This is a genomic window from Acidimicrobiales bacterium (assembly GCA_016716005.1).
Classification (GTDB): Bacteria; Actinomycetota; Acidimicrobiia; order Acidimicrobiales; family JADJXE01; genus JADJXE01.
This window is the reverse complement of the sequence record JADJXE010000001.1, coordinates 715786-727805: the sequence shown is the minus strand read 5'-3', so window position 1 is coordinate 727805 and position 12020 is coordinate 715786. Positions and strand designations below refer to the sequence as shown.

Annotated in this window: 10 protein-coding genes; 7 read left to right on the top strand and 3 right to left on the bottom strand. The window is 73.9% G+C overall.

Translation table 11 applies throughout. From position 1 onward, the window contains the following. Positions 1-127: 127 nt before the first annotated feature. The gene (locus IPM45_03525) at positions 128-1492 is read right to left on the bottom strand and encodes a patatin-like phospholipase family protein (GenBank protein MBK9178643.1); all 1365 of its coding nucleotides are present in this window, start codon (positions 1490-1492) and stop codon (positions 128-130) included. 89 nt (positions 1493-1581) lie between these two features. Between IPM45_03525 and IPM45_03520 the strand changes: the two genes are divergently transcribed. Further along, complete coding sequence (locus IPM45_03520; GenBank protein MBK9178642.1) at positions 1582-2277, top strand: hemolysin III family protein; 696 nt, start codon at positions 1582-1584, stop codon at positions 2275-2277. Between the two features lie 5 nt (positions 2278-2282). Here the strand turns inward: IPM45_03520 and IPM45_03515 are convergent, their stop codons facing one another. Further along, positions 2283-3755: a DUF1298 domain-containing protein gene (locus IPM45_03515; GenBank protein MBK9178641.1), complete on the bottom strand. Its 1473-nt coding sequence runs from the start codon at positions 3753-3755 to the stop codon at positions 2283-2285. A gap of 81 nt (positions 3756-3836) precedes the next feature. Between IPM45_03515 and IPM45_03510 the strand changes: the two genes are divergently transcribed. Beyond that, positions 3837-4625: an enoyl-CoA hydratase/isomerase family protein gene (locus IPM45_03510; protein ID MBK9178640.1), complete on the top strand. Its 789-nt coding sequence runs from the start codon at positions 3837-3839 to the stop codon at positions 4623-4625. 27 nt (positions 4626-4652) lie between these two features. Here IPM45_03510 and IPM45_03505 read toward each other — a convergent pair whose 3' ends face one another. Continuing rightward, on the bottom strand, positions 4653-6548 hold the full coding sequence (locus IPM45_03505) for a vanadium-dependent haloperoxidase (GenBank protein ID MBK9178639.1): 1896 nt from the start codon (positions 6546-6548) through the stop codon (positions 4653-4655). A 62-nt stretch (positions 6549-6610) separates the two neighbouring features. Here IPM45_03505 and IPM45_03500 point away from each other — a divergent pair, with 62 nt between their 5' ends. From IPM45_03500 to IPM45_03480, 5 genes are all read left to right on the top strand, one after another. Beyond that, entirely contained in the window at positions 6611-6895 is a 285-nt protein-coding gene (locus tag IPM45_03500) for a hypothetical protein (GenBank protein ID MBK9178638.1), read from the top strand. Between the two features lie 48 nt (positions 6896-6943). Then, positions 6944-8146, top strand: coding sequence for a substrate-binding domain-containing protein (locus tag IPM45_03495; protein ID MBK9178637.1), 1203 nt, complete (start codon positions 6944-6946; stop codon positions 8144-8146). Between the two features lie 85 nt (positions 8147-8231). Beyond that, a complete protein-coding gene (locus IPM45_03490) occupies positions 8232-9035 on the top strand; it encodes a sugar ABC transporter ATP-binding protein (GenBank protein ID MBK9178636.1) in 804 nt (267 codons plus the stop codon). A gap of 38 nt (positions 9036-9073) precedes the next feature. Next, positions 9074-10303 (top strand): ABC transporter permease, encoded by a 1230-nt coding sequence (locus IPM45_03485; GenBank protein MBK9178635.1) that lies wholly within the window; start codon positions 9074-9076, stop codon positions 10301-10303. Beyond that, the gene (locus IPM45_03480) at positions 10290-12014 is read left to right on the top strand and encodes a CRTAC1 family protein (GenBank protein MBK9178634.1); all 1725 of its coding nucleotides are present in this window, start codon (positions 10290-10292) and stop codon (positions 12012-12014) included. Before IPM45_03485 ends, IPM45_03480 begins: the two co-directional genes overlap by 14 nt. The last annotated feature ends 6 nt before the right edge of the window (positions 12015-12020 follow it).

Sequence of the window (12020 nt, the reverse complement as noted above, 5' to 3'; positions counted from 1 at the left end):
GACGCGGTGTGTCAGCAACAGCGCTGCCGGCCGACGGATCCGTTCTCCGACCGGTCCACCACCCAGGAGGGGGTCGACGTGCCGCAGAAGGCCGCGCCGCCGTGTGCGAGCCGGCCGCGGGTCCCGTTCAGGACGCGATCGGCCGGGGCGCTTCGCCCTCGGCACCGAACCACGGCGACGGCGGCATGGGTTCGGGCGGCGGCTCGGCGTGCTGCTCGTAGCCGAGCCACGAGTGGGCCGCGCCGTCGGGGAGGGGGAGCCCCAGCCCGGCCCGCTCCCGGAGGGCCTCGGCCACCTCGTCCTTCACGGCTCGCAGGGCGTCGAGGTCGGCCCGGCCTCGGAAGCGCGAGCCCTCCTCGAGGAACCAGGCCCGCACCCGGGCGTCGACGGCGGCGTCGGTGAGGCTGCGGGCCCGGGCCCGATCGGTGTCCGTGAGGTCGGCCAGGCACTCGCCGGCGCGCAGCCAGCCGTAGTCGAGGTCGATCCGCATCAGCCCGGGGTTGACCTCGAAGGCGTCGACCACGTCGAGGGTGGGGTCGACGACGGTGTGCTCGGCCCCGGCCGGTAGGGGCGAGGCCACGTTCGAGCGCTGGATCTCCGACAACTGGATCAGGCCGGCCCGGAGGTGGATCTCGAGCAGGTTGGCCGACGTCCAGTCGCGCCCGGCGACCGGCTGCACGTAGGGGACGGCGAGGACGGTGACGATCCGGGTGGCGCCCAGCAGCAGCGCCGCCTCCACCGGCACGAGCTGCCGGGAGCCGCCGTCGGTGTACACGCCCCCGGCCAGGCGCCGGGGCGGGAACACCATGGGCACGCTGGCCGAGCTCAGCACGCCGTCGACGAGGTCGACGCCGCCCTCGGCCCCGACCGCCGGGGTGGTGGCGTCTCGCTCGACCAGCCCGCCGCGCTCGGTGACGTAGCGGGTGGCACCGTCGTCGATGCAGGTCACCGCCAGGCGCAGCTGCAGGCCTGGGCGGCCGACGAGCGCTGGGTCGACCGGACCCAGCTCCGGACGCCCGCCCCGGAGCTGGTCCTCGAGCGGGTCGAGGGTGAGGATCGACGAGGGCGCGGTGCGCAGCTTGGTGCCGGCCCGGGACACCGACGGCAGCGACCCGAGCGCCTGGACCAGCTCGCCGAAGAGGTGGCGGGCCCGGCGGCGGGGCGGCTCGCCCGGCACCGGCTTCGGCGGGGAGAGGAGCCGCTCGACGGCGTCGCCGACAGGGGTGCCCTCGAGCTCGGCCAGCCACGGCTGGGGTGCGAAGACCACGTCGCGGTCGGTCATAGCGAGCAGGTCGCGCTCGAGCTCGTCGAGCCGGCTCCGCAGCTCGTCGGGGCCCCGGGCCTCGGCCAGCTTCACGCCGATGAGGGCCCCCGCCGACGTCGCCGTGATGATCGACGGCACGAACCCCCGGTCGTCGATCACGTGGCGCAGCGCGCCGACCTCGAAGGCACCCTTGGTGCCGCCACCCGAGAGGACCAGCGCATCGCTCATCCGGCTGTTGTAGCCGCCCGCGGCGCGCCGGTGGCGGCCGGGTCCCCGGCGCCCGCTACCCTCGCCGGGGAGAAGTCCGAGGAGCCACCATGTCCACCACCGAGGCGACACCGACGTCCGGGCCGCGCGACCGGCGGCCCCGCGCCGAGGACCGGCCCCGGCTGCGCGGCGTGTCCCACGAGGTCGCGTTCTTCGTCAGCCTGGTGACGGGCCCGCTGCTGGTGGCCATGGCCCCGGCCGGTGCCCGGTTCCCGGTCGTCGTGTACGCGCTGTCGATGTCGGCGCTGTTCGGGGTGAGCGCGCTGTACCACCGGCGGTCGTGGCGGTGGTCGGCCAACGCCCACCGCTGGATGCGCCGGCTCGACCACTCGACGATCTTCGTCTTCATCGCCGGCACGTACACCGTCGTCGCCGGCCTCACCCTGTCGGCGCCCCTCGTCACCGTGGTGCTGAGCGTGGTCTGGGGCGGCGCCATCGCCGGCGTGGTGTTCAAGCTCGTGTGGATCGACGCGCCCAAGTGGCTGGTCGCGGCCATGTACGTGGTGCTGGGGTGGGTGGCGGTGATCGCGCTGCCGGCCCTCTGGAGCGCCCTCGGGGTCGGCGGGTTCGCCCTCGTCGTCGCCGGAGGGCTGTCGTACAGCGCCGGCGCCCTGGTGTACGCCAGGCACCGGCCGAACCCGTGGCCCCGCATGTTCGGGTACCACGAGGTGTTCCACGGGCTCGTGATCCTCGCCGCGGTCTGCCACTACCTGGCCGTGGCGATCTACGTCCTGCCGGACGCGTAGGGCGCTCAGGCCGGCAGGGGCCCGGCGGTCGCCGCCACCAGCTCGGCGACGGCCGGCGGGAAGGCCGCGGTGAGCGCCGCCAGCGGGGGCGTCACGTCGGGGCAGCCCAGCAGGCCGATCTCCACGTCGTCCTCGCGGCTCATCACCGTGAGGTTCAGGGCGATCCCGTCGAAGATGGGTCCCAGCGGGAACAGCCCGACGATGCGGGCCCCGGCCATGTAGAGGGGCGTCGTGGGCCCGCTGAGGGTGGTCAGCAGCACGCTCGCCACCGGCGGGGCGTGATCGGCGCCGTCGAGGCCCGAGAAGGCGCGGAAGGCCGGGCTGACCAGCCGCCACGGCGCCAGCTCGGCCAGGGCGGCCAGGAGCGGGCCCAGGTCGTTGCGCAGGAGCCGCCCGGCGTGGAGCCGCTCGCGCAGGAGCTCGATGCGCCGCCGGGGATCCGCCTCGTCGGTGGGGAGGGGCGCGAACAGCACCGACAACCGGTTGCCCGGCTCGGGGCCGTCGAGGCCCTCGATGTCGGTGGTGGCCAGAGCGGGGATGGTGGCCAGGAGGGGCGTGTCGGGCAGGGCGCCGGCGTCGGCCAGCCACCGGCGGAGCGCCCCGGTGACGATGGCGGCGAGCACGTCGGTGAAGGTGGCCCCGGTGGCCAGCTTCACGGCCAGCACGTCGGCCACCGGGACGGTGGCCAGCGCCACCTCGCGCTGGGGGGTGATGGCCCGGCTGAGCGGCGTGGGTGGCGCGGTGAGCGGCAGGGTGACGTGGTGGGGGCCGGCGACGTGCTGGATCACCCGCTCGATGGCGAAGGCGGCGCTGGCGAGGCTCCGGGCCACCACCGCGGGGCGGCGCACCAGGTCGGCGGCCATGGCCGCCAGCACGTCCAGGGGCCCGGTCGCGGGAGGGGCGGGCCGGGCGGGTGGCTCGGCGGGCGGCGCCACGGGCTCCGCGTCGACCAGCGTGGCCAGCAGGCCCAAGGCCGACGCACCGTCGGTGATGGCGTGGTGCACCTTCATGATGAGGCCGACCCGCCCGTGGCGGAGCCCCTCGACCACGACGGCGTCCCACAGCGGCCGGTCGAGCGGCAGCGGACGCTCGGCCTCCTCGGCGGCCAGGCGTGCCAGCGCGGCCAGGTCGTCGAGGTCGTGATCGCTCGCCCCGCCCGCGAACCCGTCGTCGAGCGGTCGGGCATCGCCGCTCCGGGGGTCGTCGAGCTGCAGGTGCACGGTGCGCATCTGCACGTCGACGTCGACCGAGTCGTCGACCCACAGCGGCCGCGAGGGCAGCCACGGGAGGTGCACCATCCGGCGGCGCAGGGGGGCCATCCGCGCCATGCGATCGGCGAACAGGCGCTTGAGGGTGCGGGTGTCGACGGGCTCGGGCGCATCCGTCGGGTCGAGCACGACCACGGCGAGGACGGCCCAGCGGGTGGAGTCGGTGTCGAGGTGGAGGAAGGCGGCGTCGATGCCTCGGAAGCGCTCCATGCGACGCCATCCTGTCGCGTGGACCGGCCGTGCGTCGGCGCGGCGCGTCGCCACCGTACGATCGGGCTCGTGGCCGACGCCCTGGTGCGCTACGAGGTGCAGGCTCCGGCCGCAATCCTCACGCTGAACCGGCCCCGGGAGCGCAACGCCCTGAGCCCCGAGCTGATCGACGCGCTCCTGGAGGCCATCGAGCGGGCCACCGCCGACCGCCAGGTGCGTGCCCTCGTCGTCACCGGCGCCCCGCCGGCGTTCTGCTCGGGGATGGACCTGGCCGAGCTGGCGGGCGTCCTCGACGACCTCCGGGTCGATGGGCGAGGGGCGGTGTGGGACGCCGCGCTGCGGGGCGAGGAGGTGCTGGACGCGCTGTACCACTGCCCGAAGCCGACGATCGCCGCGATCAACGGCGTCGCTGCGGGCAACGGTGCCGGCCTGGCCAGCGCGTGCGACATGGCGGTGATGGCGGACGGGGCGTCGATCGGCTACCCGGAGATGCACAGCGGCATCCAGGCCGGGATGGTCGTGGTGCACCTGATGCGGCTGGTGGGGGAGCGCGCAGCCCGCTGGCTGCTCCTGCGCGGCGAGCTCGTCGACGCCCCGACCGCCCTCCAGATCGGGCTCGTGAACGCGGTGGTCCCCCCGGCCGAGGTCGCGCCCACCGCGCTGGCGTGGGCGCGCCAGACCGCTCGCAACGGTCCGCTCGCCGAGGCCGGCACCAAGGATCTGCTCTGCCGGTTCTCGGGGCAGGCGATGGCCCTGCACTCCACCGCCTACACCGCGGCGCCGCACCTCACGCCCGAGGCGCGCGAGGGGCTCGAGGCGTTCTTCGCCAGGCGACCGCCGCCCTGGGCGCCCCCGGCCGAGCCCGGCTGAGCCGCCCGGGCCGGCACGGCGCGACGCTCAGCCGGTGTCCCCGTCGGGGGTGGCGGTGCCGCCGTAGTGGCGCCGGGCGAGGGCCCAGGCGTCGATCCCGCACTGGGCGCCCATCCGGCGGCCGGTGAGGTCGTCGGCCCGCACGTGGATGCCCCCCCAGAGGCGCGAGGTGCCGGCCTGGTCGGCGGCGTCGTCGTACGTGGCCCACTGCAGGGTGACGTCGGTGGTCGGCCCCGCCTCGAACTCGAGCCCGCCCGCCGGGACGGTGTGCTCGGCCAGCCCGCCCGGGAAGTAGGGCGACCCGGTGATGGCGGTGAGCACCTCCGCGCCGGCGTGGCTGAAGGTGCTGTGGCCCGACACGTAGCCCGCGAACGCCGGGGTCACGAAGGTCTCGCGCTGGTAGGGGACCCACTCGACGGCGCGGACCCAGCCCACGCCGGCCTGGTCGGTCTCGGGGTCGTCGATGTCGCCGGTCCAGGAGCGCACCGCGATCTCTCCCACGTGGTCGGCGAGGTGCTGGTGTCGCTGCCCCGGCGCGCTGGACTCGGCGGTCACCACCTCGACGAGCCCGGGGACGAGGGGCAGCCCCTCGGGGTCGTACGAGGGGCCGCCGGGGTCGCTCGACTGGCCGAGCCCGCCGAGGTACCGGATCATCGAGATCGGACGGACGGAGTCGTAGTGGCCCTTGACGCCCCAGGCTGCGACGGCGGCGTCGTGGAGCGCGCCGTTCAGCGCGACGTAGAGCTTGACGTCCCACTCGAGGCGGTCGACGACCGGCCCGGTCCCGCCGATCCGGTGCTCCAGGCGGGGGTCGTCGGAGACCTCGTTGGCGAGCACGTTCCAGTGGCCCGGTGGGAGCTCCGAGCGCGGCCCGTCGGCCCAGAACTCGGCGAGCACCCGCCCGTAGTCGCCCCGCAGCACCACGTTCGGCTCGTAGGGCTCCCCCGTGGCGGGGTTCACGTCGTGGCCGTCGCCGTCGTTCGTGCCGAGCGGGTTGTCGCCCAGGGCGCCCGGGCCGATGTCGACGGCCTCGCCGTCGCTCGGGTCCAGCTCGCTGCTGTAGCGGACGACCTCGACCGCTCCTTCCTTGTAGGCCTGGTCGGTGGCCGGATCGCCGAGCAGGGGCGGCGGGCCGGGGTCGATCGGGAGCCCGTCGGCCGAGCCGGCGGGGAGGGCGAACGGCTCGACGTGGCCCCACTGGGGCCCGACGAACGTCTGGACCGTCTGGTCCATCGGGAGGCCGTTCTGGCCGATCATCACCTCGAGCTCGAGCGGTTGCCACCGGTTCGGGTCGACCATCCGGGTGCCCGGCTGGTCGACGACGAGCGGGGGGTTGACCGGCTCGTAGCCGGGGTCGGCGTACCGTCCCTCCTCGTTCGAGCCGTCGACGAGGCCGCGCGCCACGACTGCGGCCGCGACCCGGTTGCCGACCGCCGCCGGCGAGTCGCCCTCGGTCGTCGTCACGTCGATCGGGTAGCACAGGGACGCCATCAGCTGGTCGAACTCGGTGACGGTCTGCTCGGCGCCGGGGGAGTCGAGGTAGCGCTCGACCAGCACCCCGTAGGCCGCGTAGCTGATCGCCTCCTCGCGAGCGGCGGTGACGTCGTCGGCCGTGTGGTCCTCGTCGACCAGGTAGCCGGTGGCCGCGGGGTCGTAGGCCGCCCAGGCGTCCCACATCGCCACGGAGAGGTGGAAGAGGTTCCGGGCGTGCACGGTGGGTGCCGGGAAGTCGTGGCGGATGCCCTCGAGCGCGGCCTCGTCCCACTCGCGGGCCACCGAGCGCTCCGCGCCGGCGGTCCGCTCGCACTCGGCGCCCCCGTCGCCGCCGCGCGTCGCCGCCAGGACCACGGCGCCGGCCGCCACGAGGAGGGCGGTCGCCCCGGCGACCACGCCCATCCACCGCGCTGTCGGCTTCTTCTCCATGGTGGCCCTCCGCCTGCGCCGACGACGCTAGCGGTCGGACCGCCGGGCGGTAGGGTCGGCCGGTGGGCCGGGGCGACGGCGACGAGCGGTGGTCACGGGCGTTCGGTGGGGCCGCCGCCCGCTCCGGTCCGGGCCGGGCACGCGACGAGTTCGAGGCGCTCGCCGACGAGGCGGAGCGCCGGGGCGTCGCCTGGCGCGACCTTCTGGGGAGAGCGTATCGGGCGCCGGGCGACCGCAGCCTGGGCGGGTTGGCGGTGCGCTTCGACTGGCGCTGGCGGGCCGCCGAGCTCCGTCGTGGTCTCGGCCGGGACGGGTGGTCGGGCGATGAGGGTGGTGGTTTGGCCTAGAGTCCTCCCCGGCCGGCTGCGGGTCGGCGTGACGACAGGGGGAACTCCATGCGAACGAAGCCCTTCAGGCTGCTGGTGGTACTGCTCGCCGCGTTCTCGCTCGTGGCCGCTGCGTGCGGTGACGACGACGACGACACCGGCGCCACCGACACGACCGCCGCCACCGGCGGCACCGAGACGACCATCGCTCGGGCGGCAGCCTGCGGCGAGGGCAACATCTGGGTGCTCCTGCCCGACACCGCGACCTCGGACCGTTGGGAGAAGGACGACCGTGTCTACTTCGGCGAGGCGTTCGACGCCGCCGGTCTGAGCGAGGGCGACGACTACACGATCGTGAACGCCGAGGGCGACCCGGCGGTGCAGCAGAGCCAGGCCGAGCAGGCCATCGCCGACGGTGCCAGCGTGATCGTGCTCACCAGCAACGACTCCGGGTCCGGCGCGTCGATCATCGACCTGGCCAAGTCCGAGGGCGTGCAGGTCGTCGAGTACGACCGCCTCAACACCGAGGGCCAGGGCGGCGACGTGTACGTCAGCTTCGACAACGTGGCCGTCGGTCAGCGGATGGCCGAGGTGCTCGAGCCCACCATCGACGAGCTCGGCCTCGAGCAGCCGCGCGTGGTGATGCTCAACGGTGGCCCCGAGGACAACAACTCGCAGCTGTTCCGCCAGGGCTACGCCGAGACGGTCGAGGCCCGCGCCGACGCGGGCGACTGGACGATCGTCGCCGACGAGTTCGTGCCCGGCTGGGACAACCAGGACGCCCAGCGGATCATGGAGCAGATCCTCGTCGACTCGCAGAACGGTGTCGACGCCGTGTTCGCCGCCAACGACGGCCTGGCCAACTCGGTGGTCAACGCCCTCGAGGCCGCCGGCCTCGACGCCACCACGATCCCCCTTAGTGGCCAGGACGCCACCCAGGCGGGCATCCAGAACATCCTGCTCGGCAAGCAGACGATGACCGTGTACAAGCCCATCAGGGCCGAGGCCGACGTCGCTGCGGCCGCTGCGCTGGCGCTGCGCAACTGCGAGGACGTCACCGCGGTCGAGGGCGACTTCACGAACCTGGTCATCAACAACGAGTCGGGCAACCCCGTCGACGAGCCGGCCGGCGGGAACAACATCCCCTACCTGGCGCTGACGCCCATCGCCGTCACCGCCGACAACATCGAGGAGACCGTCATCGCCGACGGGTTCCGCACCTGGGAAGAGGTGTGCACCGGCGACGTGGCGCAGTTCTGCCCGGAGCAGTAGCCGCCGGTCATCCAGCCGTGTGAGTGGTGGGGACGCCCCCGACGGGACGGGGGCGTCCCCACCACTCCCGATCCAGGGGGGACGTGTGAGCGACACGTCGAGCACTGACGGCCGCGGCGGGAGCGATCCGCTCCTCGAGTGCCACGGGGTCTCGAAGGCCTTCGGCGCCGTCCAGGCGCTGTACAAGGTCGACTTCCAGGTGCGGGCCGGCGAGGTCATGGCGCTCGTCGGCGACAACGGCGCCGGCAAGTCGACCCTCATCAAGGGCGTCGTGGGCATCTACCCCTTCGACGAGGGCCAGACCGCCTTCGAGGGCAAGCGGGTGCGCATCCACGGCCCCCGTGACGCGGCCGCCCTCGGCATCGAGGTCGTGTACCAGGACCTGGCCCTGGCCGACAACCTCGACGTGGTCGCCAACATGTTCCTCGGTCGCGAGAAGGTCCGTGGCGGGGTCATCCTCGACGAGCCCGACATGGAGCAGGCGGCCCGCACCACGCTCGACAGCCTCTCCGTCACGTCGCTCCGCTCGGTCCGCCAGGCCGTGGCCGGTCTGTCCGGCGGCCAGCGCCAGGCCGTGGCCGTGGCCAAGGCCGTCATGTGGAACTCCAAGCTCGTGATCCTCGACGAGCCGACGGCGGCCCTCGGCGTGGCCCAGACCCGCCAGGTGCTCGACCTCGTCAGGCGGCTCGCCGACCGGGGTCTCGGGGTCGTGATCATCTCGCACAACCTGCACGACATCTTCGAGGTGGCCGACCGGATCACGGTGCTGCGCCTCGGGCAGGCGGTCGCCCTGTTCGAGCGGGCCAGCACCACCCAACAGGACGTCGTGCACGCGATCACGGCGGGCACGCTCACCCACGTGCCCGGCATGTCGGAGGTGGTGGCGTGAGCACCGAGGAGCCCCAGCCCGGCCAGCCGCTCGACGAGCTGCCGTCGGCCGCGCCGGACCTGGAGGCGCCCACCCAGACCCTGGCGCAGTACGTGCGGGACTGGTGGCAACGAGTGAGGGCCGGCGAGCTCGGATCGCTGCCGATCATCGTGGGCCTGGCCGTCATCGTGGTGGTCTTCGGCCTCCTGAACGACACGTTCCTCACCGAGCGCAACTTCACCAACCTGCTGCTGCAGATGGCGCCGGTGGCCACGTTGGCGATCGGCATCGTGTTCGTGCTGCTCATCGCCGAGATCGACCTCTCGGTCGCCTACGTGAGCGCCGTGGGTGGGATCGTGATGGTCCTGCTGCTCCGCGAGGGAGACCCCGGGTGGCCGTGGTGGGCCGCCATCCTCGCCGCGGTGCTCGTCACGACGGCCATCGGCTTCGTGCAGTCCCTCGTGGTCACCAAGGCCGGGGTGCCGTCGTTCGTGGTGACCCTGGCCGGCTTCCTCATCTGGTCGGGCGTCGTGCTGATCCTGACCACCCAGTTCTCCACGGCCGGCACGATCCGCATCGAGGACCGTGTGATCGTGGGCATCGCCAACAACTTCCTCACCGACTTCTGGGGCTGGGTGCTCGGCGCCGGGATCGTGCTCGCCTACACGCTGGTCCAGCTGCAGCGCGCCGCGTCGAGGCGCGCCTCGGGCCTGGCGGCCAAGCCGGCGCTGCTGCTGCTGCTGCAGGTGATCGGCCTCGCCGCCGTGACCTTCTTCGCCGTCTGGTACGCCAACAAGGACCGTGGCGTCCCGATGGTCACCCTGATCCTGCTCCTCTTCGTCGTGTTCTGGTCGTTCATCGCGTCCCGGACCCGCTTCGGGCGGCACGTGTACGCCGTGGGCGGCAACCCCGAGGCCGCCCGCCGGGCCGGCATCGCCGTCGACCGCCTCCGGATCACGGTGTTCATGATCAACGGCTTCATGGCCGGGGTGGGCGGCATCATCCTCGCCTCGCGGCTGCGCTCGGTGGCCACCAACAGCGGCGGCGGCAACCTCCTGCTGCTCGTGATCGCAGCCGCCGTGATCGGGGGCGTCAGCCTCTTCGGCGGCACCGGCAGGGTGTCGGCCGCCTTCCTCGGGGCGCTGCTCATCGCCGCCATCCAGAACGGCATGGACCTGCTGGGCCTGGCGGCCGGCACCAAGTTCGTGGTGACGGGCCTGGTGCTGCTCCTGGCCGTGCTCGTCGACTCGCTGTCCAAGCGCGGCCGATCGGCCCGTGGCGTGGCGTAGGCCCCGACGGGCGCTGGGGGCCGCGGTCGTCGCCTGCCTGCTCGCCCTGCCGGCCTGCGTCGGCTCGAGCGGCGACGGGGGTGGTCCCGCTCCCGGGGCCGACGTCGACCGCCCGGCCCAGCCCTCGGCCGACCTCGTCCGGCTGACCGACGTGGCCGGCGAGGTGGGGCTCGACTTCCGCCACGGCGCCTTCCGGTGGGGCCTCACCAGCGACCCGGTCTCGATGACCGCGGGCGGGCTGTGCTGGATCGACTACGACCGCGACGGCTGGCTCGACCTGTTCGTCGTCAACCTCTGGTCCGAGCGGGAGTGGGGTCAGTGGCGCCGAGAGGGCGGTCTGCCCGAGACGGCGCTGTTCCGCAACGACGGCGGCACGTTCGTCGACGTCACCGACGACGCCGGGGCCGGCCTCGCGATCCGGGGCACCGGGTGCGTGGCCGCCGACCTCGACCTCGACGGCTGGACCGATCTCTACGTCACCACCGAGCGCGAGAACGTGCTGCTCTGGAACGAGGGCGGCGACGCCTTCGAGGAAGGGGCGGCGGCCGCCGGGGTCGACGGCTACGGCTGGCACGCCGGGGTGGCGGTGGGCGACGTCGACGGCAACGGGTGGCCCGACGTCTTCGTCGCCGGCTACGTGAACCGCAACGGACGGAACCCCGACGCCGGCCGGGCCTTCCCCGCGAACTTCCTGGCCGAGCCCGACCTGCTGTACCTCAACCTCGGGCCCGGCGACGACGACCGGCCCCGGTTCCGCGAGGTCGGCGAGGCGGTCGGGCTCGAGCCGGACGGCGCCGAGTACGGGCTCGGTGCGGTGTTCAGCGACGTCGACGGCGACGGCGACCTCGACCTGTTCGTCGCCAACGAGACCAACCCCAACCGCCTGTACGTGAACGAGCCGGACGGCGATGCCGGCGGGCTCGGCTTCCGGCTCGACGAGCGTGCGGTCGAGGCGGGGGTCGGCGATCCCACCAGCGCGATGGGCGTCGCCGCCGGCGACGAGGACGCCGACGGGTCGGTCGACCTGCTGGTCACCAACATCGACGGCGAGCGCCACTCGCTCTACCGGAACCAGAGCGGCGCCGGCGGGCTCGCGTTCGTCGATGCGGTGGCCACCGGGGAGGCGGGCGTGCCCGACCTGGGCCTCGACGTCACCGGCTGGGGTGCGTCGTGGGCCGACCTCGACCTCGACACCGACCTCGATCTGGTCGTGGCCAGCGGTGCGCTGCCCATCGTCGACCTCGAGGCCGACCGGGAGCCGGTCGAGGCGTTCGAGAACCGCACCGCGCAGGGTGAGGCGGGCCGGCTGGCGCCGCTCGGCGCCGGCCTCGACGCCCTCGGGCCGATCCAGGGCCGTGGCCTCGCCGCCGCCGACTACGACAACGACGGCGACCTCGACGTCGCCATCGTGGCGATCGCCGGCGAGCTGGTGCTCCTCCGCAACACCGGCGCCGGGGGCCACTGGCTGGAGGTCGCCCTCGAGGAGTTCGCGCCCGGTGCGACCGTCACCGTGGTGCTGCCCGACGGCACCGAGCTGGTGCGGGAGATCCGGGCGGGTGGCAGCTTCCTCTCGTCGGAGGATCCCCGAGCCCATGTCGGCCTCGGCACCGCGACGCAGGTCGACGAGGTGCGGGTGCGCTGGCCCGACGGCGAGACGACCACGGTGGCCGACGTCGAGGCCGACCGGATCCTGTCGGTCGGCCGCGACTGACCGACG

What these genes read in the sequence shown, in the direction of transcription:
- IPM45_03525 (MBK9178643.1), bottom strand. Translation starts at nt 1,492, where the DNA reads ATGAGCGATGCGCTGGTCCTCTCGGGTGGCGGCACCAAGGGTGCCTTC.
- IPM45_03520 (MBK9178642.1), top strand. Translation starts at nt 1,582, where the DNA reads ATGTCCACCACCGAGGCGACACCGACGTCCGGGCCGCGCGACCGGCGG.
- IPM45_03515 (MBK9178641.1), bottom strand. Translation starts at nt 3,755, where the DNA reads ATGGAGCGCTTCCGAGGCATCGACGCCGCCTTCCTCCACCTCGACACC.
- IPM45_03505 (MBK9178639.1), bottom strand. Translation starts at nt 6,548, where the DNA reads ATGGAGAAGAAGCCGACAGCGCGGTGGATGGGCGTGGTCGCCGGGGCG.
- IPM45_03495 (MBK9178637.1), top strand. Translation starts at nt 6,944, where the DNA reads ATGCGAACGAAGCCCTTCAGGCTGCTGGTGGTACTGCTCGCCGCGTTC.